Below are 24,333 nucleotides of genomic sequence, written 5' to 3'. Positions count from 1 at the left end.
CCTTCCGGCCCAGCCGGTAGTTACGCACAGGAAGAGCCCCACCGCTTCGGCGGTGGGGCTCTTCTTCTTCGCTATAGTTTATCTATCGATTGGAGAAACGCGGCGGGATTGAGGCCGACAGATCTAAGGACCTTCCATGAATGGACTGCTCGTTTTGGTGCTCCTGGCAATGACCGGGGCGATTGCCTATGCCCTGGGACTTAGGAATGGAAGCAAGAGCCGGCTGCCTCATCCAACCAGCAATACCTCCGCCGGACTCGACCCGGTAGGCGGATCGAACGCCTACCGGGCGGGCTACCTTGCCGGGCACGTGGCGGGCTGGCGCGACGCCGTGGCCCGGCGGGATCCTGCAGCGGCGACGACCAAGCAGGTACCAGACCCCCACATTGGAGCTCCGTTTCCGAGTGCCAGCCCAGCGGCGACGATTCCTCTGCAACCGCCCTACCAGCCTGCTCCCCGGCAGGCAGCGAGCCAGCCGCAGGCGCCCTACCAGCCAGCACCCCAGCCGCAGGCGCCCCGCCAGCCCGTCGTTGCCGGGGTCGAACAGGCGCCTGCCCCTCGGGAGACGCCGGAAGTTGCCGCAGCCCGCAAGGCGAAGCGGGACCAACAAAACATCAACATCACGCTCTACGTCGCAAGCCTTTTGCTGGTAGCTGCGGGCGCCTTGTTTGTGGGTACCAGCCTGCCTGGAGTTTTCCGCTTCATGGGTATTTGGTTCATTACGGCTTTGTTCTACATCGCCGGGCTGATCATCCATGCCAAGGTTCCCCGGCTTCGTCCGGCCGCTGTAGCTTTCGTCGGAACGGGGCTGGCAGTCATTCCGGTGACGGGCCTGGCGATGTACAACTTCGCTCTTCACAATGGTCCAGCCGCCTGGCTGGTGACGTCGTTGTTGGGTATGGCGGCGTACAGCTACACAGCCGTTCGGCTGGATAACAAGGTCCTCGCGTTTCTTTCACTGACCTTTGTGGTCTCTACGGCCTGGTCAGGGGTATCCGTTCTCGGGGGTGCCCTGGTGTGGTACTTCATTGCGATGATCGGGGTGGCCGTCCTGCTGACTTTGGGTGCGCTGCTGCGTCCGCGTTGGATACCGCCCCTCTATATCCGTCCGCTGATGATGCTGCATCCGTTCGTGGTGCCTGCGGTCGCCATAGCTGTGACAGTGACACCGGCGCTTCTGTCCCGAGGCGAGTACGCAATGGTCATGGCCGTATGCGGGGCTTACTTCACGGTGATGGCTTTTGTTCCGGGAGGACTTTTCCGGCTCCAGAACGCCTATGCTGCCCGGCTTGCCTTCACTTTGGCGCTGCTGGGAGTTGTGTGGGATCTGTCCGAGGACGTAAGCCTGGTGATGTTCGCCGCCATTGTTTGCCTCGGCGTCCAGTCGCTGGGGATCGCGTTCGCGGGGGAGAGGCTTGCCCCGCGGTTCTGGTGGAACGACGCCGTGTCGTGCCTGGGCTTGCAGTTGGTGACGGCAGCAGCCCTGACAATGGTCCTGGGAATCGGTGAGTTCGATCTTGCCCCTTACCTGCCACTGTCTGCCGCGATGCTGACCGCCATGGTGGTGGGGTGGAAGATGGGTGGCGGCGTTGGGTTCGCGCCCGGCGTCGTCCTTGCTGTAGCTCTTCCCTTCATGGGAGTGCTGGGCGCGTGGCCTCTTTCAGGGCTCCTGATATCTGCCGGGTTGTACTGGTTCCTCCGCGGGGCCATCCAGCCAGGCGCGCTTCGTCAACATCTAATCCTTGCCGGACGTATCGCTCTGACGCTGGGTGCGCCGGCAGTGGCGGCCGGAATCTTTGAAGAGAGCGCCAACCAGGTCTCTGCCTCTGTGCTGGCTTTCATCGGTGCCGCCGTCCTCCAGCAAGTAGCCAACGCCCTCCTGGTGGGAGGGGGAGTCGGGCTCCTGGCGCCGTGGGCCTCGACCGCAGCCTTCGGCGGTTCCGGGATGGCTGGGCTACTGATACTGCCGGTAGTCGATCACGTGGCAGGCAGGCCTGCCGTGGTCACGGCTGTCTATTTGGTCCTGCTGGCAGGCGTCGCCTCTGGCTCGTTGCTCTTCCGCCGGGACGCTGAAGGTGACGGTTCGTGGCGACCCGCTCTGTGGGAGTTCCTTGCCCCGGGTGCGGTCCTCGTCGCTGGGGTGGTGGGCGCGGCGTCGGTGTCCCTCGCCCTGGGTAACGTGGTCCTCCTGGTCGGGATCGGCTACTTCTGCCTGACTGCTTTGAGGCTCGTCCCGTCCTTGCATCGTCAGTGCTACTGGTGGCTGGGCCGGGCATCGGCCACCTTGCTGGCGGCATCGGCAACCTACGACGCCACTCGCGACAACGGAGGCTTGCGGGTAGCAGGGGAGATGCCGTCGGTTGCGGTTGTCGTCGTCGCCATGTGCGCACTTCAGCTCGCTCTTCCGCTCTTGCCGGGCATGCGCCGACGGTACCCACAAGCTTCCATGGCTGATGCAGGAGTCGTCCTGGCGGTCATGGCTGCCGCCACCTCGATCCTGACACTCGCAGGCAGCGTGGGGCTCCTTCCAAAGCATGGGTGGCAGCCAGGGTTTACCACGACGGCCACGGCCTTAGCCGCTGTTGCCTGCGGAGTGGTGCTTCGCCGCAACTCCGCCGCGTGGATCTTCGCCCCGGTTTCCCTGGTGCTGCTCCTGGCACTTCGGATGGAGAGCATCCGTGATGTCGAAATCCTGTTGGGAATCTTTGCGGCCTACAGCGGATACATGGTGTCCGTTGTCCGTGAGCGTCGTGCCCGTGGGGGATACCTGTTGGGTGTCCGTGTCCTTGCGACCGCGTTCGTGGGCGTGCTCGCGGCTGATATCTCGGACTCTGCCGCGACCGTGTCCCTGGTGATCGCGCTGGCCATGGTGTTGCAGCACGTCGCGGGATTGGCCGTGCGCAGCCGGGGGACTGATATCGCCTTCCAGCAAGGAACGGTATGGGCCACCTTGGGCGTTCAGCTCGTTCTTCCGTTGGGCTACTTGCTGATGGGAACTTTCGACGGCGGCGGCCGGTGGGTGGTGCTCGTCGAGTTGGCGCTGGTCCTGGCTTGCGCCCCGATTGCCCGGCGCTACCTCAAGGTGCATGGCTCAGAGTACTTCGTCATCGCTGCCGCTGGCCTGGGCGTGGTCCTCGCTGGCCCTGCAGTCCATTTTCCCACCGAGACCTGGTTGCACCAGCCGCTCCTGGACAAGTACCAGGTACCCATGGTGCTTCTTGCGCTGTCCACTGCGAGCACTGTGGCGCGGTGCATCGTCAGGTCCCGAGGCTCCGGTGCCGACACCCGTGCGCAGGGCAGCGATCGATGGTTCTGGCTGTCCTCCGCATTGGGCTTCGTCGTCGCCGGCGGCCTGTTCTCGACCGGCGTCTCGCTGACCCTCACCGGGCTGTCGATGCTGGTCCTGGCACTGGCGCTCTTCGCAGCCTCCCACATCGAGAAGGTCCCCGCCCTCTACGTTGTAGCGGCGCCGGCTGTGCTCATGGGCTCCATAGCCGCCGTCGATGGTTTGCTGGATGGACTGCCCTTGGGTGCCTGGGCCGCATTCATGCCGTGGCTTCTGGGCGGGGTGGGCGCGTCTGTGCTCCTGTACTCCGCGAAGGTGCTCGGGGGCCGGGATATCGGTGGCGTACTTTGGCGGCGTAACGCGTTGGTGGGTACCGCCGTCGTCGGTTTGGTTTCCTCCGCGGCGGTGGGCCTTCTACGGGACGGGACGGCCCTGGTTGGAGCAGCCTTGGTCATCGCAGCGGGCGTGCTGGCGGTTGTTGAGATTCCCTACAGCAAGTGGGTGGCCGCTGAGGTCGCGGGGGTGCTCTCGTTGGCTGCTTTCCAGCGCGCGCTGCTGTTTGTGGACAATTCCCGGCCCGACTGGTTCTGGGCGATCCAGTGGTACGTCATTGCCTTGGCGGTTCTAGCAGGACTGCGCTACCTCAAGGGGCAACGGAGCGATGGACTGCTCCGGCTCTGCCTGGCCGCAGGTGCCCTGTCGCTGACGTCCCTGGGAACGATCTTCGGCGGCACTCCGGCGCAGCAACTCTATGTGCTCGTGGCACATGTGGTTCTTCTTGCGGCAGGCCTGCTGCTGGCCGAAAGGATCATTGTGTGGTGGGGAGCCGCCGGAGTTGCGCTCAGCATCATGTGGGCGCTGCGTTCTTACGCCTTCGCCATGTTGGCTCTCGTTGCGCTGGGGCTAATTGTGCTGGCGGTTTGGCGGTTGAACAAGCGACCCCATGCGGGTACTGCAGCGGAGCGCCCGGACAGCAATCCGGATGACGTCCCGTCGCAGGCCAAGGACGGCATCCGATAATGTTGCAGTCTACGGAGAGGAGCCGTGCATGGAATTCCTGATAGTTCTCGCAGTCATTGCAGCAATTGGTGGCGGGGTCGTGTGGGGACGCAAGAACTTCCGCACCGAAATCGATCGGGCCAAGCGCATCAGGCGCGCCAACAAGAACAACCAGTAGCGCCCGAACGGAGCTATTTAACCTACCTGGGCTATAACTCGCGGGCCCGGGCACGGCCCAGCGCACGGTACCAATAGAACGAATCCTTGGGGGTCCTTTCCAAGGTGTCGAAATCCACGTGCACCAGTCCGAAGCGTTGGGAGTAGCCGGCCGCCCACTCAAAGTTGTCCAGCAATGTCCACACGTAGTAGCCGCGAAGGTCTACGTCCTCAGCTATGCCGCCCGGCCCGGTTGCCGTCAGGGCATGACCCAGATGGTCGGCGAGGTATGAGATTCGGTTGGCGTCCTCGATGGGGCCGTCCACGTGGGGAGGTTCGGGAAAGCTCGCCCCGCCCTCCGTGATGAACAGGGGAGGCAGCGCGTCACCATAGCGGTCCTTCATTTCACGCAGCAGCAAGGCGAGATACTCCGGGGCTACGGGCCACCCGAAACCCGTGGTTTCATACTCCTGGTACGCGGCCAGGTGAAAAGGTACCTTGGCCATCTCGGGGGACGTTCCCGTGGGGATTTCCGCCGGACCCGGGCCCGCGGCTACCTTGATGGGGTAGTAATAGTTGAGCCCATAGAAATCCAAGGGCTGGCTGATGAGTTCCATGTCGCCATCCTGCACGGTGCCAAGGGAGCGGAACCAGGGCCTCATGGGAAGAGGTGGCTTGGGATATTGGCCCAGGAAAATGGCGTCGGCATACACGCGGTTGAGGATCATGTCGAAAGCCTGGGCCATCATGCGGTCTCCAAGGCTGTTGCCCGCAGGCTGGACAGGGGAATGCATGTTGGATATTCCCACCTGCCCCCTTACTCCGGCGGCCCGTAGTTCCCTTACGGCCAGTCCATGCGCCAGCAATTGGTGGTGGGCCGCGGGCAGGGAGTCGAACAACAACTGACGGCCCGGGGAATGGACCCCCAGCGCGTATCCCTGCAGTGTCACGGAAACAGGCTCGTTCATGGTGACCCAGTACTCCACCCGGTCGCCAAAGCGTTCCGCAACGGCGGCGCAATAGACGGCGAAGCGTTCGGCCGTTTCCCGGTTCATCCAGCCACCCGCGTGCTCAAGTTCAAGCGGGGTGTCCCAGTGGAACAACGTGGCCATGGGGGAGATCCCGGCGGCCAGCAGCTTGTCGATCAGGCGATCGTAAAAGTCCAGTCCCCGCGGGTTCACGGCGCCTTTGCCGCCGGGCTGGATGCGCGGCCACGACAGTGAGAACCGATACGAATCCACGCCCAATTCCTGCATCAGGGCGATGTCCTCATCCGCGCGGTTGTAATGGTCGCAGGCTATGGTGGGGGAGTCGCCGTCGACAATTGCTCCTGGCTTCTCCGCGAAGGCATCCCAACCAGACGGTCCCCGGCCGTCCGCGGTCAGTGAGCCCTCGATCTGGAAGGCGGCGGCTGCGACGCCAAGCACGAAACCCGGGCGGAGGCGGGCTGCGAGATCCTCCACCGAACCTTGATCCTGGACGGTCATGTCCCAATCTTCCTCAGCCTGGGCCGGGCGGGCAATGGCCTTCACGGGGCCGATTGGCCTTTGCCCCAACTTTCAGCCATACTGGATGAGTTGTTCAAGCGCTTCTTCGTGTCCCGATCCGGATAATGCCGGGTGTCAGGGTCCAGGTCGAAGCCCAAACATAACCCTGAACCCCATGGAATGCGGTCGAGTCTGCGTGGAAATCGCGACACGCCCGACCGCGGGGGTCGGTGCGCCGGCAGGTTGAGGAACCCGGAATATCCGGATTCAGCTTGTGCGGCGTGTGGTGGTAGATCCTCAAACGCCTCGGCGGCCACATCAACAGGTAAGTAAACAGAGCAGCCCTAACTAGAGCAGCACTAGCTGAAAGAGAGTCAGGCGACATGGCGGGACAAAAAATCCGCATCCGGCTGAAGTCATATGACCACGAGGTCATTGATGTTTCAGCGCGGAAGATCGTTGAGACGGTCACGCGCGCAGGCGCAACGGTAGTCGGCCCGGTGCCGCTGCCCACGGAGAAGAACGTTTACTGCGTAATTCGCTCTCCTCACAAGTACAAGGACAGCCGTGAGCACTTCGAAATGCGTACTCACAAGCGTCTGATCGACATCATCGACCCCACGCCGAAGGCCGTTGACTCGCTTATGCGTCTCGACCTGCCTGCCGACGTGAACATCGAAATCAAGCTCTAGGGAGGTGCTGAGAGACTATGACCGCAACCCGTAACGTAAAGGGCCTGTTGGGCACGAAGCTCGGCATGACCCAGGTCTGGGACGAGAACAACAAGCTCATCCCGGTAACTGTCGTCCAGGCTGACTCCAACGTCATCACCCAGCTGCGCAACGCAGAGGTAGATGGCTACGTCGCCGTCCAGATCGGCTACGGCCAGATCGATCCCCGCAAGGTCACCAAGCCGCTGGCTGGCCACTTCGAAAAGGCTGGCGTCACCCCTCGTCGCCACGTCGTCGAACTGCGTACCGCTGACGCCGCATCCTACGAGCTGGGCCAGGAGCTCTCTGTTGAGATCTTCGAAGCCGGCCAGAAGATCGACGTCGTCGGCACCTCCAAGGGTAAGGGCTTCGCCGGTGTTATGAAGCGTCACGGCTTCCACGGCGTTGGCGCTTCCCACGGTGCCCACAAGAACCACCGTAAGCCTGGCTCCATCGGTGGCGCATCCACCCCGAGCCGCGTCTTCAAGGGCCTGAAAATGGCCGGCCGCATGGGCGCCGAGCGTCACACCACGCTGAACCTCACGGTTCACGCTGTTGACGCTGAGAAGTCGCTGCTCCTTATCAAGGGTGCCGTCCCCGGTGCCCGCGGCCAGGTCGTACTCGTACGCACCGCCGTGAAGGGAGCCTAGTTAAATGACTAGCACTGTCAAGGTAGACCTGCCTGCAGAGATCTTCGACGTTCAGACCAACGTGCCGCTGCTGCACCAGGTCGTCGTCGCACAGCTCGCTGCCGCACGCCAGGGTACCCACAAGACGAAGACCCGCGCCGAGGTTTCCGGTGCAGGTCGCAAGCCGTTCAAGCAGAAGGGTACCGGCCGCGCCCGTCAGGGTTCCATCCGTGCTCCTCACATGACCGGCGGTGGCGTTGTCCACGGTCCGACCCCTCGTGACTACAGCCAGCGCACCCCCAAGAAGATGAAGGCTGCTGCACTCCGCGGCGCCCTGTCTGACCGCGCCCGCAACGGCCGCATCCACGTCATCGCTGAACTGGTAGCCGGCACCAAGCCGTCCGCCAAGGACGCACTGGCTTCGCTGCGCTCCGTCACTGAGCGCAAGAACCTGCTCGTCGTAATCGAGCGCGCCAACGATGTTGCTGCACTGTCCGTGCGCAACCTCCAGGATGTTCACGTTCTGTACGCAGACCAGCTGAACACCTACGACGTGCTTGTCTCCGACGACGTGGTCTTCACCAAGGCTGCTTTCGAGGCGTTCATCGCTGACAAGGCAAAGAACGAGGAGGCCTCCAAGTGAGCGTAACCACCATCAAGGACCCGCGCGACGTCGTGCTTGCACCCGTCGTATCGGAAAAGAGCTACGGTCTGATCGACGAAGGCAAGTACACCTTCCTGGTGGACCCTCGCTCGAACAAGACCGAGATCAAGCTGGCCGTCGAGAAGATCTTCTCGGTCAAGGTTGACTCGATCAACACCATCAACCGTGCCGGTAAGCGCAAGCGCACCAAATTCGGCTGGGGACAGCGCAAGAGCACCAAGCGTGCAATTGTCACCCTCAAAGAAGGCACAATCGACATCTTCGGCGGTCCGCTCGCGTAGCGGAGACCACTTTAACGAGGAAATAAATTATGGGAATCCGTAAATACAAGCCGACTACCCCGGGCCGTCGTGGCTCGAGCGTAGCCGACTTCGCTGAAATCACGCGATCGACTCCGGAAAAGTCGTTGCTGCGTCCGCTGCACAAGACTGGCGGCCGTAACAACTCCGGTAAGATCACCACCCGCCACAAGGGTGGTGGGCACAAGCGCCAGTACCGTCTGATCGACTTCCGTCGTCACGACAAGGACGGCATCAACGCCCGCGTTGCCGAAATCGAGTACGACCCGAACCGTACGGCTCGCATCGCACTCCTGCACTACGTTGATGGCACCAAGCGTTACATCATCGCTCCGAACAAGCTGTCCCAGGGTGACTTCGTCGAGGCTGGTCCTGACGCTGACATCAAGCCGGGCAACAACCTGCCGCTGCGCAACATCCCGGTTGGTACCGTAATCCACGCAGTTGAACTGCGTCCGGGTGGCGGCGCCAAGATGGCACGTTCCGCAGGTGCTTCGGTACAGCTCGTTGCAAAGGAAGGCCGTTTCGCCCAGCTGCGTCTGCCCTCCGGCGAAATCCGCAACGTTGACGTGCGCTGCCGCGCAACCGTCGGCGAGGTCGGCAACGCCGAGCAGTCGAACATCAACTGGGGTAAGGCCGGCCGTATGCGCTGGAAGGGCGTTCGCCCGACCGTCCGTGGTGTAGCCATGAACCCGGTTGACCACCCGCACGGTGGTGGTGAAGGTAAGACTTCCGGTGGACGTCACCCGGTCAACCCGAACGGCAAGCCCGAGGGCCGTACCCGCCGTCCGAACAAAGAGAGCGACAAGCTTATTGTGCGTCGCCGCCGTACTGGCAAGAACAAGCGATAGGAGCCTGGACACATGCCACGCAGCCTGAAAAAAGGTCCTTTCGTTGACCAGCACCTCTTTGTGAAGGTCGCACGGGAAAACGATAAGGGCACCAAGAACGTCATCAAGACCTGGTCCCGCCGTTCGATGATCATCCCCGACATGCTCGGGCACACGATCGCCGTACACGACGGACGCAAGCACATCCCGGTGTTTGTCACTGAGTCGATGGTCGGGCACAAGCTCGGCGAATTCGCTCCCACGCGGACATTCCGCGGCCATGTTAAGGACGACCGTAAGGGCAAGCGCCGCTAAGGCGCCTGACTTTACGTCTTAGACGAGAGAAGGAAAGCAATGGAAGCCAAGGCTATTGCGCGTCACATCCGCGTAACGCCTATGAAGGCCCGGCGCGTCGTCAACCTTGTTCGTGGTAAGCAAGCGAATGAGGCTCTGGCAATTCTGAAGTTTGCCCCCCAGGCAGCTTCGGAGCCGGTATTCAAGGTACTTCAGTCGGCAATGGCCAACGCACGAGTCCTCGCGGACCGTGACGGCGTTGCATTCGACGACAGCGACCTGTTCATCAGCGAAGCATTCGTTGATGAAGGCCCGACCATGAAGCGGTTCCAGCCGCGTGCCCAAGGCCGCGCCTACCGCATCAGGAAGCGGACCAGCCACATCACTTTGGTCGTGGCAACCCCGGAGAAAGAGGAGGCTCGCTAAGTGGGACAGAAAGTAAACCCGCACGGGTTCCGACTCGGTATCACCACCGACCACGTTTCGCACTGGTTCGCTGACAGCACCAAGCCCGGACAGCGCTACAAGGACTTCGTCCGCGAGGACATCAAGATCCGTCAGCTCATGTCCACCGGCATGGAGCGCGCCGGCATCGCCAAGGTCGAAATCGAGCGCACCCGCGACCGTGTCCGCGTGGATATCCACACGGCACGCCCGGGTATCGTTATCGGCCGCCGCGGCGCCGAAGCAGACCGCATCCGCGGCGAGCTCGAAAAGCTCACCGGCAAGCAGGTTCAGCTGAACATCCTCGAGGTCAAGAACCCCGAGATGGAAGCACAGCTTGTTGCCCAGGGCATCGCTGAGCAGCTGACTTCCCGCGTGGCTTTCCGCCGTGCGATGAAGAAGGCAATGCAGTCCGCGCAGCGCGCAGGTGCCAAGGGCATCCGTGTTGCTTGCTCGGGCCGTCTGGGTGGCGCAGAAATGTCCCGCTCGGAGTTCTACCGCGAAGGCCGTGTGCCCCTGCACACCCTCCGCGCGAACATCGACTACGGCTTCTACGAAGCCAAGACCACCTTCGGCCGTATCGGCGTGAAGGTTTGGATCTACAAGGGTGACGTCACTGCCAAGGAACTGGCTCAGCAGGCAGCTGCTGCTCCGTCCCGTGGCCGTGCAGGAGACCGTCCGGGCCGCCCGGGTGGCGACCGCCGTCGTCGTAACGACCGTCCGGCAGCTGAGGCAGCACCCGCTGCCGTTGAAGCACCGGCCGCTGAAGCTGCTGCTCCGGCAGCAGAAGGAGGACAGGCTTAAATGCTTATCCCACGTCGAGTCAAGCACCGTAAGCAGCACCACCCGGGTCGTTCCGGCGCTGCTACGGGTGGCACCAAGGTCAGCTTCGGTGAGTACGGTATCCAGGCTCTCAGCCCGGCATACGTAACCAACCGTCAGATCGAGTCCGCCCGTATCGCGATGACCCGCCACATCAAGCGTGGCGGTAAGGTCTGGATCAACATCTACCCGGACCGTCCGCTGACGAAGAAGCCTGCTGAAACCCGCATGGGTTCCGGTAAGGGTTCTCCGGAATGGTGGGTCGCAAACGTCAAGCCGGGCCGGGTTCTCTTCGAACTCTCCGGTGTCAATGAAGAGGTAGCTCGCGAGGCCCTGCGCCTGGCAATCCACAAGCTGCCGTTGAAGGCACGCATTGTGCGTCGCGAAGGTGGTGAATAGAAATGGCAGTAGGGTCGAAGGATCTCGCACCCGCACAGCTGGACGGTTTCGACAACGAGCGTCTCGTTGAAGAACTCCGCAAGTCCAAGGAAGAGCTGTTCAACCTGCGTTTCCAGTCCGCCACCGGACAGTTGGAGAACCACGGTCGCCTGCGCGCGGTAAAGAAGGACATCGCACGCATCTACACCGTTCTCCGTGAGCGCGAGCTGGGCATTCGTGCCGAGGTTGCCGCACCGGTTGTGGAAGCCAAGGAAGAAAAGAAGTCCAAGAAGGCTGCCAAGGCTGAAAAGGCCGAGGTTGAAGCTGGAGAGGACGCCAAGTGAGCGAGAAGGAAACTGTGACGGAAGCAGCAGCCAGCGCTGAACAGCGCGGTTACCGTAAGACGCGTCGCGGCTACGTTGTCTCTGACAAGATGGAAAAGACCATCGTTGTTCAGGTTGAAGACCGCGTGAAGCACGCTCTGTACGGCAAGGTTATTCGCCGCACCTCGAAGGTCAAGGCTCACGACGAAGAGAACACCGCCGGCATCGGCGACCTCGTTCTCATCTCTGAGACCCGCCCGCTCTCCGCTACCAAGCGGTGGCGCCTGGTGGAGATCCTCGAAAAGGCAAAGTAAATCCGACGCCGGGCATCGCCTGGCAGGATTCAGCGGAAGGCCCGTATTCCCTTGGGAATGCGGGCCTTCCCGCGTTCCCCCTCGGTTCGGATTCAAGCTCTAATCGTGCTAGGATATTGAGTTTGTATGGCGCCACTTGTGCGTCGTTCACTACCTCGTAAACAATCGTGCCGCTGCATACTGCCCCGCGCAGAGTTTTCTGCAAGGGAAGCTGATGCTTGTGGCACGGGCGTTTAGGCTTGTTCTGGCAAAATCCAGGCAGGTCAAGAGACACCCCGATCAACCGTTCCGCAAGGCTCATTCCGTATGCATGATTTCGGTCTGAGAACCGGCGCGACGCAAGGAGTAGAAATTGATTCAGCAGGAGTCGCGACTGAAGGTCGCCGACAACACGGGTGCTAAGGAAATCCTTACCATTCGCGTTCTCGGTGGATCTGGCCGTCGCTACGCAGGCATTGGCGACGTTATCGTCGCAACCGTCAAGGACGCTATCCCTGGCGGCAACGTAAAGAAGGGTGACGTCGTCAAGGCTGTCATCGTTCGTACCAAGAAGGAACGCCGCCGTGCGGATGGTTCCTACATCAAGTTTGACGAAAACGCAGCTGTGATCCTGAAGAACGACGGTGACCCCCGCGGTACCCGTATCTTCGGCCCGGTTGGTCGTGAACTTCGCGACAAGAAGTTCATGAAGATCGTTTCGCTGGCCCCGGAGGTGCTTTAGTCCATGGCTAAGATCAAGAAGGGTGACCTCGTTCAGGTCATCACCGGCGCCAAGCAGGAACGCGGCGGCGACCGCGGCAAGCAGGGCAAGGTCCTGCGCGTATTCCCGGACACCAACCGCGTGTTGGTAGAGGGCATCAACCGCGTCACCAAGCACACCAAGGTCGGTCAGTCGCAGCGCGGCACCAAGACCGGTGGCATCGAGGTCGTAGAGGCCCCGATCCACGTTTCCAACGTTGCTTTGGTTGACCCGTCGACCAAGAAGCCGACCCGTGTTGGTTTCCGTCTCGACACCGTTGAGAGGGATGGCGCTACCAAGACCGTCCGTATCCGCGTGTCCAAGGCCACCGGGAAGGACATCTAATGACTGAGACTCTCGAGACTCCAGTGAAGATCGTTCCGCGTCTGAAGACCAAGTACGCAGAGACCATCAAGAAGTCCCTGCAGGACGAATTCAGCTACGCGAACGTCAACCAGGTTCCCCGCCTGGTGAAGGTTGTAGTGAACATGGGTGTTGGAGATGCCGCCAAGGACTCCAAGCTGATCGACGGCGCTGTCCGCGACCTCACCCTGATCACCGGCCAGAAGCCGCAGGTAACCAAGGCCCGCAAGTCGATCGCACAGTTCAAGCTGCGCGAAGGCATGCCGATCGGTGCACACGCAACTCTGCGTGGAGACCGCATGTGGGAATTCGTGGATCGTCTGGTTTCGCTGGCACTGCCGCGTATCCGTGACTTCCGCGGCCTCAACGGCAAGCAGTTCGACGGCAACGGCAACTACACCTTCGGTCTGACCGAGCAGGTTATGTTCCACGAAATCGACCAGGACTCCATCGACCGCGTTCGCGGTATGGACATCACGGTCGTTACTACCGCCAAGACCGACGACGAAGGCCGCGCGCTGCTCAAGGCGCTTGGTTTCCCGTTCAAAACCGAAAACTAACTACGTGACAGGTCCGTCCGCGTTTGTTCCTGAGAACAAGCGCAGCGGAAACCGGTACGAGGAAGGGCTATAGCCCAAATGACTATGACAGATCCTGTCGCAGACATGCTCACGCGTCTGCGCAATGCAAACTCGGCATACCACGACACCGTGTCCATGCCGTACAGCAAACTGAAGGCACGCGTTGCCGACATCCTTAAGGCCGAGGGCTACATCGCCGGCTGGAAGGAAGAGGAAGCAGAGGTTGGCAAGAAGCTGACCATCGACCTCAAGTTCGGTCCCAACCGCGAGCGTTCAATCGCTGGTGTCCGCCGCATCTCCAAGCCGGGCCTCCGCGTTTACGCGAAGTCCACCAACCTGCCGCACGTGCTGGGTGGCCTGGGTATCGCAATCCTGTCCACCTCTTCCGGCCTCCTGACTGACAAGCAGGCCGGCAAGAAGGGCGTGGGCGGCGAAGTCCTCGCGTACGTCTGGTAACGGGAAAGGAAGAGAATAATGTCACGTATTGGACGTCTCCCCATCACCGTTCCTGCCGGAGTTGAGGTCAAGCTCGATGGCTCCGTCATCAGCGTCAAGGGATCCAAAGGCGAGCTGAGCCACACTGTGGCCAGCCCGATCGAGGTCTCCCTGGAAGAGAACACTCTCACGGTCACCCGCCCGAACGACGAGCGCAACTCGCGTTCGCTGCACGGCCTGACCCGCACCCTGATCGCCAACATGATCCAGGGCGTTACCGAGGGCTACGAGAAGAAGCTTGAAATCGTTGGTACTGGTTACCGCGTTCAGGCCAAGGGTTCTGACCTGGAGTTCGCTCTGGGCTACAGCCACCCTGTCAACGTCTCTGCACCCGAAGGCATCACCTTCGTAGTAGAGGGTCCGACCAAGCTCTCTGTTGCGGGTATCAACAAGCAGCAGGTCGGCGAGGTTGCTGCCAACATTCGCAAGCTGCGCAAGCCCGACCCCTACAAGGGCAAGGGTGTCCGTTACGCCGGCGAAGTCATCCGCCGCAAGGTCGGAAAGGCTGGTAAGTAAACCATGGCCATCGCAATTAACAAGAAGCGTTCGAACAAGAGCAAGTCTGCTGCACGCAGCCGTCGCCAGCTTCGTATCCGCAAGCGCATCACCGGTACGGCTGTACGTCCTCGTTTGGTCGTCAACCGTTCGGCACGTCACGTATTCGTCCAGGTTGTCGATGACAGCAAGGGTGTAACCGTGGCTTACGCTTCCACCCTGGAAGCTGACCTTCGCGCATTCGACGGGGACAAGACTGCCAAGGCCAAGCGCGTCGGCGAGCTCGTTGCCGAGCGTGCCAAGGCTGCAGGCGTCGAGGCTGTTGTCTTCGACCGTGGCGGTAACAAGTACCACGGCCGCATCGCCGCCGTCGCTGACGGTGCTCGCGAAGGTGGGCTGGCACTGTGACCGTTGAAAATAACGAAAAGGACATTCAGGTGACTGAAGCTGTAGCTGCTGAAGCAACTGAGACCGCACCCGCTACCGATGACCGCCGTGGCGCTCGTCGCGGCGAGCGTGGCGACCGTGGCCAGGGCCGCGGCGACCGTGGTGGCCGTGGTGGCCGCGACGGCGGTCGTGAAGCCGAGAAGAGCCAGTTCGTAGAGCGCGTTGTCACCATCAACCGTGTTGCCAAGGTCGTCAAGGGTGGTCGTCGCTTCAGCTTCACCGCTCTCGTCGTCGTCGGTGACGGCAACGGTATGGTCGGCGTCGGCTACGGCAAGGCCAAGGAAGTTCCCGCAGCAATCGCAAAGGGCGTTGAAGAGGCCAAGAAGTCCTTCTTCCGCGTTCCCCGCGTTGGCAGCACCATCCCGCACCGCGTGCAGGGTGAAGCTGCTGCAGGCGTCGTCCTGCTGCGTCCGGCTTCCGCCGGTACCGGTGTTATCGCTGGTGGTCCGGTCCGCGCGGTATTGGAGTGCGTGGGCATCCACGACATCCTCTCCAAGTCGCTCGGTTCTTCCAACGCGATCAACATCGTTCACGCGACCGTTGCCGCTCTGAAGCAGCTCGAAGAGCCCGCTTCCGTGGCTGCCCGCCGTGGCTTGCCGCTGGACGAGGTTGCTCCTGCTGCTCTGGTGCGCGCGCTCCAGAACCAGAAGGCAGGTGTTTAGTCATGGCTAAGAACCTGACTCCCTCCGACGCCAAGTTGGAGATCACCCAGATCAAGGGCGTCATCGGCGCCAAGCAGAACCAGATTGCGACCCTTCGGTCCCTCGGCCTGAAGCGCATCGGACACACCGTTGTCCGTACCGCTGATGCCGTGACCGTTGGCATGCTCAACACGGTTCCGCACCTCGTGAATGTAGAGGAGGCGAAGTAATGGCAGAGAACAAGACCGCCGCAGAGGCTGCTGAGAAGCAGAACGCTCTGAAGGTCCACCACCTGCGTCCCGCCCCGGGTGCCAAGACCGCCAAGACCCGTGTTGGTCGTGGTGAAGGCTCCAAGGGTAAGACCGCTGGTCGCGGTACCAAGGGTACGAAGGCCCGCTACCAGGTAAAGGCTGGCTTTGCCGGCGGCCAGCTGCCGCTGCACATGCGCCTGCCGAAGCTGCGCGGCTTCAAGAACCCGTTCCGGGTTGAGTTCCAGGTTGTAAACCTGGAAAAGCTCAACGAGCTGTTCCCGGAAGGTGGCGCTGTCACCGTTGAGTCCCTGGTTGAGAAGGGTGCCGTTCGCAAGAACCAGCCCGTAAAGGTGCTTGGCACCGGCGACATCACCGTCAAGGTTGACGTCACCGCCCACGCATTCTCCGCCAGCGCTACGGAGAAGATTGCTGCAGCAGGCGGAAGCACCACTGCTCTCTAAGAGCCAGTGGGGCAAAAGCCCGTTCTAAAAGGATCCCGGTATGCGGGGCTTCGGCCCTGTATACCGGGATTTTTTGCGTGATTGTGGACTCTCGATTATTACGACGGCGTCACAAGCAGTTAGACTCGGTTGTTGGGTTTCATTGAGCCCCATCACATCCTTGTACTTTCTACTCAGGAGGACGCTTGCTAAGCGCATTCGGCCGGGCGTTTCGGACGCCTGATTTGCGACGCAAGTTGTTGTTCACGCTGGGAATCATCACAATCTTCCGCTTGGGAGCTTTCATCCCCTCGCCTGGTGTGAACTACCAGAATGTCCAGCAATGCTTGAACAACGGTGACACCTCGCAGGGCATCTACCAGCTGGTGAACTTGTTCAGCGGCGGCGCGTTGCTGCAGGTTTCGATCTTTGCCTTGGGCATCATGCCCTACATCACGGCGAGCATCATCGTGCAGTTGCTCCGGGTTGTCATTCCCCGGTTCCAGCAGCTCTACGAAGAAGGTTCCTCCGGGCAGTCAAAACTGACGCAGTACACCCGGTACCTGACCATCGCCCTCGGCTTGCTGAACGCCACCACCCTGGTGTCGCTGGCCAGGTCCGGACAGTTGCTCCCTGGCTGTAACCTGCCCATCATTCCCGATGAGAGCATCATTACAACCCTCCTGTTGATCATCACGCTGACCGCAGGCACGGGCCTCATCATGTGGATGGGCGAGCTCGTCACCGAGCGCGGAGTCGGCAACGGTATGTCCCTCCTCATCTTCACGTCCATCGCTGCAGGCTTCCCCCGCTCACTGGGTTCCATCTGGGAGACCAAGGGCGCCGGAACGTTCTTCATCGTTCTTGCCATCGGTCTGCTCACCGTGGCGCTGGTGGTCTTCGTGGAGCAGTCCCAGCGCCGTGTCCCGGTCCAGTACGCCAAGCGTATGATCGGTCGACGCACCGTGGGCGGAACCAGTACCTACATCCCCATCAAGGTGAATATGGCCGGCGTCGTGCCCGTCATCTTCGCTTCCTCCATGCTGTACCTGCCGGGCCTGATCTCGCAGTTCAACCAGCCCAAGCCGGGGGAGCAGATTGCTCCATGGGTCGAGTGGATCAACAACAACCTCACCCGTGGCGACCACCCCATCTACATGGCGCTCTACTTCGCCATGATCGTGTTCTTCACCTACTTCTATGTAGCCATCACCTTCAACCCTGAAGAAGTGTCGGACAACATGAAGAAGTACGGCGGGTTCATTCCGGGCATCCGGGCGGGTAAACCGACCGCGGACTACCTGCAGTACGTGCTTTCCAGGATCACTCTTCCCGGAGCCTTCTACCTTGGCTTCGTGGCGTTGATTCCACTGGTTGCACTCGTCCTGATCAACGCCAACCAGAACTTCCCGTTCGGTGGCACATCAATCCTGATCATGGTGGGTGTTGGCCTGGAGACCGTCAAGCAGATTGATGCGCAGCTACAACAACGTCACTACGAAGGGCTTTTGCGATGACGAGAATGCTGATCATTGGACCTCCCGGTTCGGGTAAGGGTACGCAGGCCGAGCGCATTTCCGAGCGCCTCGGCGTAGTCGCCATCTCCACCGGCGACATCTTCCGTGCCAACGTCAAGGGCGAAACCCCCTTGGGCATTGAAGCCAAGAAGTACATGGATGCCGGCGATTTCGTTCCGGACAGCGTCACGAACAAGATGGTTCGCGACCGCCTCGGCCAGGACGACGTCGAGAACGGCTTCCTCTTGGACGGCTACCCGCGCACAACGGCGCAGGTTGACTACCTGGACCAGATCCTCGCTGAGGGCCAGCAGGAGCTCGACGTCGTGCTCCAGCTGACTGCCGACGACGAAGAACTGGTTGCCCGTCTTTTGGGCCGTGCCAAGGAAACTGGCCGCTCCGACGACAATGAGACTGTGATCCGTCACCGTCTCGACCTGTACCACGAGCAGACCGAGGCCGTCGTCGCCAAGTATGCCGAGCGCGGCATCCTGACGCAGGTTGACGGCATTGGCGGTATCGACGAAGTTACCGACCGTGTCCTCACGGCGATCGAGTCGGCCAAGGCTGTCTAGTACGTTCTCCACATAGCCGGGTTACCGGCGCTGGAGTGAGGGGTGGGTCCCGTACCGTTTGGTGCGGGGCCCACCTTTTTGTTCCCGTTCATTCGGTGGGCAGCAGCCAATTTCGGTCCAGCCCACGGATACGGGAAAATAGTTGAAGCAGGGGGCCCGGCGGGTCCCACCAGCAAACCTTCCGAAGGAGAACATGGCGTTCGGTCAGCCCCGTATTGAATACAAGTCCAACGAGCAAATGCGCACCATGCAGCAGGCAGGCCTCGTGCTGAGCCGTGCGCTGGACGCTGCTGTTGCGGCGGCGAAGGCCGGAGTCACCACCAAGGACCTGGATGACGTGTTCGCGGCGGTGCTCAACGAGGCCGGCGCGAAGTCGAACTTCCTCGGGTACCACGGCTTTCCGGCCACCATCTGCACGTCAGTGAATGAAGAGGTGGTTCATGGCATCCCCGGTGGCCGTGTCCTGCAGGACGGGGACATCATTTCCATCGATGGCGGCTGCATTGTGGATGGATGGCATTCAGATTCCGCACGGACAGTCATCGTTGGAACCGCAGATCCTGAAGACCAGCGCCTCTCCGACGTCACCGAAGCTGCCATGTGGCGTGGAATCGCTGCTTTGGCGACCGGCAAGTTCGTGGGGGACATTGGCAACGCCATCGACGACTACGTATCTTCTGTCCAGGGCAAGCCCCTTGGCATCCTCGAAGACTACGTGGGCCACGGTATTGGCTCTGAAATGCACATGGCCCCGGACGTCCTGAACTACAGGACCGGTCACCGCGGCCCCAAGATCCGGCCGGGCCTGTGCCTGGCCATTGAGCCAATGCTGGTTCGCGGCGACATTGAAACAGCAACCCTCGACGACGACTGGACGGTCGTCACCACCGACGGCAAGCGCTCCTGCCAGTGGGAGCATTCGGTAGCCGTGCATGAGAAGGGCATTTGGGTCCTGTCTGCCCCGGACGGCGGAGCAGGCAAGTTGGCGCCGCTCGGCGTCGTGCCTGTCCCGATCCCGTAACGGCACCAAGAATAGAGCCGGGCTGCTGAAGCAGCCCGGCTCTATTCGTGTCCGAGGGGGTTATGCCTTCAGCTTGGGCTTGACGTCCTTGGTGTAGATGCCTTCGAGCGTCTTCTTCAATTCGGTCATGGTGGCCTGCACGTCGCCCTGCTGGGTGAGGATCTTCGCAGCGGCCTTGGCCATTTCCTGGTCCGCGCCCGGAAGGAACACCCTTGCGTTGTCCTGGACCTTGGTGACCGCGAGTTGGTCCATGGCAATCTTGATCTGCGGCGTGGTGGCCAGGACGGTGGACATGTCTGCGGAAAGCCGCGTGGGCATGTACCCGGTTGCGGCGGAGAACGCAGCAGTGTTCTCGGGTTCAGTCATGAACTTGAGGAACGTGGCGGCAGCCAGCTGCTCCTCCTTGCTGATCCCGCTCGGAATGCCGAGCCCTGCGCCGCCAGTGGGGCAAACGCCGCTGGGAACCTCGGGACCGCCGGGGAGGAACCCGACGCCGACGTTGAACTTGGCGGCCTTCAGCACACCCAACAGGGAACCGGTGGAGGAGATCGTCGACGAGGTGATGCCAGCGGCGAAGTCGTCAGCAGCTTCCTTCGACGAAACGCCGGCCCAGCTGTCCTTGTAGATGGAGTCCTGTGCCCACTGCAGGGCAGCCACGGATTCCTTGGAATCGCAGGTGATGTCCCACTCCTTGGACCAGCTTCCGCCCCAGCCCCACAGGTTGTTCTGCAGGGTCCAGCCGGCGTAGCCGGCCAAAGCCGGGTAGATGTAGGCGTACTGCGCGCCGGAGGTGGCCTTCAGCTTTGGGGCCCACTCAGCGAATTCCTGCCAGGTTGCCGGAGCGCGGTCCGGAAGCCCCGCCGCCTTGAAGTGGTCCTTGTTGTAATAGAACAACGGGGTGGATCGGCCATACGGGAGTGCCCATTGTTTGTTGTCGTACTTGTAGTCGTCAACCAGTGACTTCTGGAAATCGTCGATCTTGATGTCCAGTTGCTTCACCAGTCCGTCAATGGGGATGATGCTGCCGTTGGAGAAGTAGCGGAACCACCACACGTCGGAAAGGACCACCAAGCCGGGCAGTCCGGTTTTGGCAGCCTGCGAGGTCTGGAACTTCTGGGCAATCTCTTCGTAGTTGGCGCCGGCAGTGACCAGGTTGACTTTGATGTCAGGGAACTTGGCATGGAACTTCTCGATAATGGCCTTTTCCACGTCCTGCGACTTGCCCGGGTGGTTGGTCCAGAAATCGATGGAGGCAGCAGGCTTTACGCCGCTGAAGTCGATCGTTGCGGTGTCGACGGCGTCTGCCGTGCCCGCCGTCGACGGTCCGCCACATGCGGCGAGGGCCGCTGCTCCGGCCCCGAGGCCCGCAAGTCCCAGGAAATGTCGGCGGTCAAGGTTGGTGCGCATGGTGCTTCCTTTCAGTAACGTACTTCGATGCGAGTGGTGTGATGGGAGAATCAACCGGTGACGCTTCCCTGCGTCAGGCCGGCCACGATGTAGCGCTGGAGTGCGGCGAACACCAGCAATATGGGAACGATCACCAGGACGGCGCCGGCCATGAGGATTCCCCAGCCGGCTCCGTTGCTTTCGGAGTTTTGCAGCAAGGTGAGGCCCACGGGCAGGGTCATCGTTTCTGGACGGTCGGTGATGATGAGCGGCCAGATGTAGTCATTCCATTCGCTGACCACCGTCACCAGTGCCACCGTCGCGATGGACGGTACTGACACGGGAACGATGATCTGCCACAGGCGCCGCCAGTGGCCGGCACCATCGATCTCGGCCGCTTCGAGGATGGAGGGTGGCAGGGTCAGGAAGTGTTGCCTTAGGAGGAAAGTGCCGAACGCAGTCCCGAGGCCGGGAAGGATGATGCCCCACAGGGTGTTCTTGCCTCCCATGCCCGCTATCAGGATGTAGTTGGGCAGGATGGATACCTGCGCCGGGACCATCAGGGCAACCAGGATCAGCACGAAGATGACGTTCTTGAACGGAAAACGGACGAACACCAAGGCGTAGGCGGTCAGGATCGCCAGGATGACCTTGACGGTGGAACCAACCGCGGTAACGATCAGGCTGTTCGCGAAGAACTGGGCGAACGGAACCGTGGTCATCGCCGTGGCATAGTTCTCCAGGTTCAATGACTCGGGCAGGATCTTCAGGTCCCTGGTGACGATTTCGCCCGGTTGCTTGAACGAGCTGAGCAGCATCCACAGCAACGGCAGAGCCACCACAAGCGTGGCGATGATCAACGGGACGTAGCCGGCGGCCACTGTCTGGAGAAGATTCGCGGGCGAAAACGGCCGCGCCCGCCGGGGTGGCTCAGCTTCCTGCGGTGAAACGACGACGGCGGCTGGTGACGGTGCGCTCATGAGTAGTGGACCTTTCGCTCAACGAACCGCAATTGGAGGACCGTGATGATCAGCAGGATGGCGAAAAGGATCACCGAGATCGCCGCCGAATAGCCCGCCCTGTTGTAGGCGCCGAAAGCCTGGAGATAGGCCTCATAGATCAGCGTGCTGGTGCCATTGCCCAGCGGCGTCATGATGCGGATCAGGTCGAATGCCTGCAGCGAACTAAGCATGGTGGTGATCAACAGGAAAAACGTGGTGGGGGAGAGCAGCGGGAGCGAGATGTTGAGGAACCGGCGTACACCGTTCGCCCCGTCCAATGCCGCAGCTTCCATCACGTCCCGCGGCAGCGACTGAAGTCCGGCCAAATAGACGACGGCGCAATAGCCGAGGTTCTTCCAGACATACACAATGATGACCATCACCAACGAAAGTTGTGGGTCGTTGATCCACTGCGGGCTCTGCTGCCCCAGGCCCCGAAGGACCCAGGCAAGGACTCCGTAACCGGGATCGAAAATGAACAGCCACACCAAACCGACGCCCACTCCGGAGAGCACGTACGGCGCAAATACCGCAGATCGCGCGAAGGTGGTGCCGCGAACCTTCGAGTTCAATGCGAGGGCAACCAACAAGCCGAGGATCATGGAGCCGCCCACCGTAATCACTGTGAAGACCGCAGTGGTCCCGAGGACTTTGGACGCATCCTCGCTGGTGAAGAACGTGACATAGTTCTGCAGCCCCACAACCGTGGCCGAAGCAGAACCCAGCGTCCAATCCAACGTGGAGTAGTAGATGTTATTAATCAGCGGCCAATACGTGAAGGTGCCAATCAGCACCAGGTTGGGAAGGGCCATGGCCAGGAAGACAACGAAGTCCTTGCGGCTGCGGCCGGACCAGCGCCGTCTCTCCCGCTTTGGCCCGGCCGTTGCAACTGGCGGGCCGGGAGCCGCAGCGTCCGGGCCATCCGCAGGCGCGGTGCTGCTCTTGTGAATCAAAGGGGCAGTCATGGGTCACTAACGTTTTCGGGCGAATGTGGGGTCCGCCAGCGCCCGGACCGGGGCGGCGAAGACAGGCCTAGCTCACCACACCGGAGCGGCCTGTCGGGGCCAAAAGTGCGTCCCTCAGCGATAGTTGTCTGACACTTCCCAGCCCGTTTACTCGGCGTTCCCCGCGTGTTCGTATTTGAGGCTCGGCTCCCACTTTTTCGATGCACCAACGGACGGCATGCCGTCCGCGACCCTCGGCGCGCTAGGTCGTGCCTCCCCAGCGGCCCCCTCGCCTCGCAAGCTCGGCCAGGGAACCCTGCCGCCGTGGGCCCACCTTAGACGCGCGCTGCCGGGTCTCTGACGACTCGCCTGGCGAGTGTTGCAGCACGGTGGACAATGGAGCCATGAATTCAATCACCGATGTTGCTGGCGTACGGGTTGGGCATGTGCAGAGGGTCGGGGATGGGTGGTTGTCCGGGGTGACGGTGGTTCTTCCGCCCGTGGGGACCGTGGGGTCGGTTGATGTGCGGGGCGGCGGGCCGGGGACGCACGAGACCGACGCCTTGGATCCCACCACGCTTGTCTCTACCGTTGACGCCGTGGTGTTGACCGGTGGCAGCGCCTTCGGCCTGGTGTCCGCCGCGGGCGCCCAACGCTGGTGTGAAGAACAGGGGCGTGGCTTTGCCGTTCCGGGGACGGTGGTGCCGATAGTTCCGGCTGCGGCCATCTTCGACCTCGGGCGTGGTGGCGACGTGCACGCAAGACCTGACGCCGACATGGGTTACCAGGCAGCTGCTGCGGCGTTCGACTCCGGTGACCATGCCGCCGTCGAGCGTGGAAACGTCGGTGCCGGAACCGGCGCCGTGGTTGCCCGCGGCCAGTACAAAGGCGGTGTGGGGACGTCCTCGATCGAACTCGACGGCGGCGTGATTGTGGGGGCCATCGCCGTAGTGAACGCGCTGGGTTCGCCGATGGGGCTGGGACCCGGCAGCGCGCGCCTAAGGGAGGAACGACCGAGCGCGCAGAGGGTCGCAGACCCATCGGCCCCACCGCAGGGACTCAATACGACCCTGGTCGTGATCGCGACGAATGCCGTGCTGGATGTGGCCGAGTGCAAACGGACCGCCAGTGCCGGGCATGCGGGATTGGCCAGGGCTGTGGATCCGTCCCACACTCTTGCCGACGGCGACACCGTGTTCGCGTTGGCGACTGGCGCCGTCGGACTCGACCGCAGCAGTGAGCAGGCGCGGCAGGTTTCGCTGATAACCCTGCAGAGCGCGGCGGCAGAAGCCGTACGGCTGGCCATTCTGGACGGCGTCCAGGCGGCGGAAAGCGTCACGACGGCGGCGGGCAACTTCCCTGCTTATCGCCCCACGGGGGAGTGACGGCTGGAAGTACGTGCGCTACCATAGTCGGATTTAACTTTCCGGCTCCATTGGCGTAGAGTTATTTGTTGGTTGTCTGTGCAGCCACGCCCTTTTTAGTGTCGTGGTTCCAAGGTGGCCAAGCAAACAAAAAACGTCCGCTGGATCTTCGGTGCCTACTGGAGGACAGCGGCAAACAACAGTTAGCGGAGGATATGGCCAAGAAGGACGGGGTCATTGAGATCGAGGGCGTTGTGACTGAGGCGCTGCCCAACGCGATGTTTCGTGTTGAGCTCACCAACAAGCACGTCGTTCTCGCACACATCTCTGGGAAGATGCGACAGCACTACATTCGAATCCTCCCAGAGGACCGGGTAGTGGTTGAGCTGAGCCCATACGACCTCACACGTGGTCGTATCGTCTACCGCTACAAGTAAA

Annotated in this window: 31 protein-coding genes; 27 read left to right on the top strand and 4 right to left on the bottom strand. The window is 61.6% G+C overall.

Annotated features, from left to right (window positions below; translation table 11 throughout):
* Positions 1-136: 136 nt before the first annotated feature.
* Both AC5RU9_RS02530 and AC5RU9_RS02525 read left to right on the top strand, forming a co-directional pair.
* Entirely contained in the window at positions 137-4,306 is a 4,170-nt protein-coding gene (locus AC5RU9_RS02530; RefSeq protein WP_494015195.1) for a hypothetical protein, read from the top strand.
* Between the two features lie 28 nt (positions 4,307-4,334).
* Entirely contained in the window at positions 4,335-4,463 is a 129-nt protein-coding gene (locus tag AC5RU9_RS02525; protein WP_283091469.1) for a hypothetical protein, read from the top strand.
* Positions 4,464-4,494: 31 nt separating this feature from the next.
* Here AC5RU9_RS02525 and AC5RU9_RS02520 read toward each other — a convergent pair whose 3' ends face one another.
* Complete coding sequence (locus AC5RU9_RS02520) at positions 4,495-5,928, bottom strand: GH1 family beta-glucosidase (RefSeq protein ID WP_494015467.1); 1,434 nt, start codon at positions 5,926-5,928, stop codon at positions 4,495-4,497.
* A gap of 383 nt (positions 5,929-6,311) precedes the next feature.
* Here AC5RU9_RS02520 and rpsJ point away from each other — a divergent pair, with 383 nt between their 5' ends.
* The 23 genes from rpsJ to map all read left to right on the top strand — a co-directional run bounded on the left by rpsJ (position 6,312) and on the right by map (position 19,200).
* The gene (gene rpsJ / locus AC5RU9_RS02515) at positions 6,312-6,620 is read left to right on the top strand and encodes a 30S ribosomal protein S10 (RefSeq protein WP_003803825.1); all 309 of its coding nucleotides are present in this window, start codon (positions 6,312-6,314) and stop codon (positions 6,618-6,620) included.
* Between the two features lie 17 nt (positions 6,621-6,637).
* A complete protein-coding gene (gene rplC / locus AC5RU9_RS02510) occupies positions 6,638-7,288 on the top strand; it encodes a 50S ribosomal protein L3 (RefSeq protein ID WP_211712127.1) in 651 nt (216 codons plus the stop codon).
* 4 nt (positions 7,289-7,292) lie between these two features.
* Complete coding sequence (rplD, locus tag AC5RU9_RS02505; protein WP_211712128.1) at positions 7,293-7,910, top strand: 50S ribosomal protein L4; 618 nt, start codon at positions 7,293-7,295, stop codon at positions 7,908-7,910.
* Positions 7,907-8,212, top strand: a complete 306-nt coding sequence (gene rplW / locus AC5RU9_RS02500; RefSeq protein WP_011775593.1) for a 50S ribosomal protein L23 — start codon at positions 7,907-7,909, stop codon at positions 8,210-8,212. Before rplD ends, rplW begins: the two co-directional genes overlap by 4 nt.
* Before the next feature lie 29 nt (positions 8,213-8,241).
* Positions 8,242-9,081, top strand: a complete 840-nt coding sequence (gene rplB, locus AC5RU9_RS02495; protein WP_011775592.1) for a 50S ribosomal protein L2 — start codon at positions 8,242-8,244, stop codon at positions 9,079-9,081.
* A 12-nt stretch (positions 9,082-9,093) separates the two neighbouring features.
* Positions 9,094-9,375 carry a 30S ribosomal protein S19 gene (gene rpsS / locus AC5RU9_RS02490; protein WP_011775591.1) on the top strand — a complete coding sequence of 94 codons (282 nt, stop codon included), beginning with the start codon at positions 9,094-9,096 and terminating at the stop codon, positions 9,373-9,375.
* Positions 9,376-9,414: 39 nt separating this feature from the next.
* Positions 9,415-9,780 (top strand): 50S ribosomal protein L22, encoded by a 366-nt coding sequence (rplV, locus tag AC5RU9_RS02485; protein WP_018776683.1) that lies wholly within the window; start codon positions 9,415-9,417, stop codon positions 9,778-9,780.
* Positions 9,781-10,602 carry a 30S ribosomal protein S3 gene (gene rpsC / locus AC5RU9_RS02480; RefSeq protein ID WP_011775589.1) on the top strand — a complete coding sequence of 274 codons (822 nt, stop codon included), beginning with the start codon at positions 9,781-9,783 and terminating at the stop codon, positions 10,600-10,602. It begins immediately after the preceding gene.
* A complete protein-coding gene (gene rplP, locus AC5RU9_RS02475) occupies positions 10,603-11,019 on the top strand; it encodes a 50S ribosomal protein L16 (protein ID WP_003803795.1) in 417 nt (138 codons plus the stop codon).
* Positions 11,020-11,021: 2 nt separating this feature from the next.
* Positions 11,022-11,342 carry a 50S ribosomal protein L29 gene (gene rpmC / locus AC5RU9_RS02470; RefSeq protein ID WP_014922387.1) on the top strand — a complete coding sequence of 107 codons (321 nt, stop codon included), beginning with the start codon at positions 11,022-11,024 and terminating at the stop codon, positions 11,340-11,342.
* On the top strand, positions 11,339-11,635 hold the full coding sequence (gene rpsQ / locus AC5RU9_RS02465; protein ID WP_142938371.1) for a 30S ribosomal protein S17: 297 nt from the start codon (positions 11,339-11,341) through the stop codon (positions 11,633-11,635). The genes rpmC and rpsQ overlap by 4 nt, the downstream gene beginning before the upstream one ends.
* Before the next feature lie 352 nt (positions 11,636-11,987).
* A complete protein-coding gene (gene rplN, locus AC5RU9_RS02460) occupies positions 11,988-12,356 on the top strand; it encodes a 50S ribosomal protein L14 (protein ID WP_003803789.1) in 369 nt (122 codons plus the stop codon).
* Between the two features lie 3 nt (positions 12,357-12,359).
* Complete coding sequence (gene rplX / locus AC5RU9_RS02455; protein ID WP_026539810.1) at positions 12,360-12,719, top strand: 50S ribosomal protein L24; 360 nt, start codon at positions 12,360-12,362, stop codon at positions 12,717-12,719.
* Complete coding sequence (rplE, locus tag AC5RU9_RS02450; protein ID WP_011775585.1) at positions 12,719-13,297, top strand: 50S ribosomal protein L5; 579 nt, start codon at positions 12,719-12,721, stop codon at positions 13,295-13,297. The genes rplX and rplE overlap by 1 nt, the downstream gene beginning before the upstream one ends.
* Before the next feature lie 78 nt (positions 13,298-13,375).
* A complete protein-coding gene (gene rpsH, locus AC5RU9_RS02445) occupies positions 13,376-13,774 on the top strand; it encodes a 30S ribosomal protein S8 (protein WP_142938374.1) in 399 nt (132 codons plus the stop codon).
* Positions 13,775-13,792: 18 nt separating this feature from the next.
* Entirely contained in the window at positions 13,793-14,329 is a 537-nt protein-coding gene (gene rplF / locus AC5RU9_RS02440) for a 50S ribosomal protein L6 (protein WP_018776680.1), read from the top strand.
* Between the two features lie 3 nt (positions 14,330-14,332).
* A complete protein-coding gene (gene rplR, locus AC5RU9_RS02435) occupies positions 14,333-14,716 on the top strand; it encodes a 50S ribosomal protein L18 (protein ID WP_011775582.1) in 384 nt (127 codons plus the stop codon).
* Between the two features lie 29 nt (positions 14,717-14,745).
* Complete coding sequence (gene rpsE, locus AC5RU9_RS02430; protein ID WP_211712129.1) at positions 14,746-15,417, top strand: 30S ribosomal protein S5; 672 nt, start codon at positions 14,746-14,748, stop codon at positions 15,415-15,417.
* Positions 15,418-15,419: 2 nt separating this feature from the next.
* The gene (rpmD, locus tag AC5RU9_RS02425) at positions 15,420-15,626 is read left to right on the top strand and encodes a 50S ribosomal protein L30 (RefSeq protein ID WP_018776677.1); all 207 of its coding nucleotides are present in this window, start codon (positions 15,420-15,422) and stop codon (positions 15,624-15,626) included.
* Entirely contained in the window at positions 15,626-16,108 is a 483-nt protein-coding gene (gene rplO, locus AC5RU9_RS02420) for a 50S ribosomal protein L15 (protein ID WP_211712130.1), read from the top strand. Before rpmD ends, rplO begins: the two co-directional genes overlap by 1 nt.
* Positions 16,109-16,293: 185 nt before the next feature.
* Positions 16,294-17,604 (top strand): preprotein translocase subunit SecY, encoded by a 1,311-nt coding sequence (gene secY, locus AC5RU9_RS02415; RefSeq protein WP_211712131.1) that lies wholly within the window; start codon positions 16,294-16,296, stop codon positions 17,602-17,604.
* A 5-nt stretch (positions 17,605-17,609) separates the two neighbouring features.
* Positions 17,610-18,179, top strand: a complete 570-nt coding sequence (locus AC5RU9_RS02410) for an adenylate kinase (RefSeq protein ID WP_211712150.1) — start codon at positions 17,610-17,612, stop codon at positions 18,177-18,179.
* 193 nt (positions 18,180-18,372) lie between these two features.
* Positions 18,373-19,200: a type I methionyl aminopeptidase gene (gene map, locus AC5RU9_RS02405; protein WP_494015194.1), complete on the top strand. Its 828-nt coding sequence runs from the start codon at positions 18,373-18,375 to the stop codon at positions 19,198-19,200.
* 60 nt (positions 19,201-19,260) lie between these two features.
* Here the strand turns inward: map and AC5RU9_RS02400 are convergent, their stop codons facing one another.
* From AC5RU9_RS02400 to AC5RU9_RS02390, 3 genes are read right to left on the bottom strand one after another with little or no spacing between them, the layout of a single operon-like run.
* The gene (locus AC5RU9_RS02400; RefSeq protein WP_494015193.1) at positions 19,261-20,607 is read right to left on the bottom strand and encodes an ABC transporter substrate-binding protein; all 1,347 of its coding nucleotides are present in this window, start codon (positions 20,605-20,607) and stop codon (positions 19,261-19,263) included.
* 50 nt (positions 20,608-20,657) lie between these two features.
* Positions 20,658-21,566, bottom strand: a complete 909-nt coding sequence (locus AC5RU9_RS02395; protein WP_494015192.1) for a carbohydrate ABC transporter permease — start codon at positions 21,564-21,566, stop codon at positions 20,658-20,660.
* Complete coding sequence (locus AC5RU9_RS02390; RefSeq protein ID WP_494015191.1) at positions 21,563-22,552, bottom strand: carbohydrate ABC transporter permease; 990 nt, start codon at positions 22,550-22,552, stop codon at positions 21,563-21,565. The genes AC5RU9_RS02395 and AC5RU9_RS02390 overlap by 4 nt, the downstream gene beginning before the upstream one ends.
* A 383-nt stretch (positions 22,553-22,935) precedes the next feature.
* On the opposite strand from AC5RU9_RS02390, the gene AC5RU9_RS02385 reads away from it, so the two are divergent.
* A complete protein-coding gene (locus AC5RU9_RS02385) occupies positions 22,936-23,916 on the top strand; it encodes a P1 family peptidase (protein WP_494015190.1) in 981 nt (326 codons plus the stop codon).
* Positions 23,917-24,110: 194 nt separating this feature from the next.
* Entirely contained in the window at positions 24,111-24,332 is a 222-nt protein-coding gene (infA, locus tag AC5RU9_RS02380; protein ID WP_011775571.1) for a translation initiation factor IF-1, read from the top strand.
* Position 24,333 lies beyond the last annotated feature (1 nt).

The organism is Arthrobacter sp. B0316-5-4 (genome assembly GCF_059090325.1).
The sequence above is the reverse complement of the archived record's forward strand: the minus strand, read 5'-3'. Positions and strand labels throughout refer to the sequence as shown.

Coding starts and splice junctions, on each gene's coding strand:
- AC5RU9_RS02530 (WP_494015195.1), top strand. CDS start 137: ATGAATGGACTGCTCGTTTTGGTGCTCCTGGCAATGACCGGGGCGATT.
- AC5RU9_RS02525 (WP_283091469.1), top strand. CDS start 4,335: ATGGAATTCCTGATAGTTCTCGCAGTCATTGCAGCAATTGGTGGCGGG.
- AC5RU9_RS02520 (WP_494015467.1), bottom strand. CDS start 5,928: ATGACCGTCCAGGATCAAGGTTCGGTGGAGGATCTCGCAGCCCGCCTC.
- rpsJ (WP_003803825.1), top strand. CDS start 6,312: ATGGCGGGACAAAAAATCCGCATCCGGCTGAAGTCATATGACCACGAG.
- rplC (WP_211712127.1), top strand. CDS start 6,638: ATGACCGCAACCCGTAACGTAAAGGGCCTGTTGGGCACGAAGCTCGGC.
- rplD (WP_211712128.1), top strand. CDS start 7,293: ATGACTAGCACTGTCAAGGTAGACCTGCCTGCAGAGATCTTCGACGTT.
- rplB (WP_011775592.1), top strand. CDS start 8,242: ATGGGAATCCGTAAATACAAGCCGACTACCCCGGGCCGTCGTGGCTCG.
- rpsS (WP_011775591.1), top strand. CDS start 9,094: ATGCCACGCAGCCTGAAAAAAGGTCCTTTCGTTGACCAGCACCTCTTT.
- rplV (WP_018776683.1), top strand. CDS start 9,415: ATGGAAGCCAAGGCTATTGCGCGTCACATCCGCGTAACGCCTATGAAG.
- rplP (WP_003803795.1), top strand. CDS start 10,603: ATGCTTATCCCACGTCGAGTCAAGCACCGTAAGCAGCACCACCCGGGT.
- rpmC (WP_014922387.1), top strand. CDS start 11,022: ATGGCAGTAGGGTCGAAGGATCTCGCACCCGCACAGCTGGACGGTTTC.
- rplX (WP_026539810.1), top strand. CDS start 12,360: ATGGCTAAGATCAAGAAGGGTGACCTCGTTCAGGTCATCACCGGCGCC.
- rplE (WP_011775585.1), top strand. CDS start 12,719: ATGACTGAGACTCTCGAGACTCCAGTGAAGATCGTTCCGCGTCTGAAG.
- rpsH (WP_142938374.1), top strand. CDS start 13,376: ATGACTATGACAGATCCTGTCGCAGACATGCTCACGCGTCTGCGCAAT.
- rplF (WP_018776680.1), top strand. CDS start 13,793: ATGTCACGTATTGGACGTCTCCCCATCACCGTTCCTGCCGGAGTTGAG.
- rplR (WP_011775582.1), top strand. CDS start 14,333: ATGGCCATCGCAATTAACAAGAAGCGTTCGAACAAGAGCAAGTCTGCT.
- rpmD (WP_018776677.1), top strand. CDS start 15,420: ATGGCTAAGAACCTGACTCCCTCCGACGCCAAGTTGGAGATCACCCAG.
- rplO (WP_211712130.1), top strand. CDS start 15,626: ATGGCAGAGAACAAGACCGCCGCAGAGGCTGCTGAGAAGCAGAACGCT.
- AC5RU9_RS02410 (WP_211712150.1), top strand. CDS start 17,610: ATGCTGATCATTGGACCTCCCGGTTCGGGTAAGGGTACGCAGGCCGAG.
- map (WP_494015194.1), top strand. CDS start 18,373: ATGGCGTTCGGTCAGCCCCGTATTGAATACAAGTCCAACGAGCAAATG.
- AC5RU9_RS02400 (WP_494015193.1), bottom strand. CDS start 20,607: ATGCGCACCAACCTTGACCGCCGACATTTCCTGGGACTTGCGGGCCTC.
- AC5RU9_RS02395 (WP_494015192.1), bottom strand. CDS start 21,566: ATGAGCGCACCGTCACCAGCCGCCGTCGTCGTTTCACCGCAGGAAGCT.
- AC5RU9_RS02390 (WP_494015191.1), bottom strand. CDS start 22,552: ATGACTGCCCCTTTGATTCACAAGAGCAGCACCGCGCCTGCGGATGGC.
- AC5RU9_RS02385 (WP_494015190.1), top strand. CDS start 22,936: ATGAATTCAATCACCGATGTTGCTGGCGTACGGGTTGGGCATGTGCAG.
- infA (WP_011775571.1), top strand. CDS start 24,111: ATGGCCAAGAAGGACGGGGTCATTGAGATCGAGGGCGTTGTGACTGAG.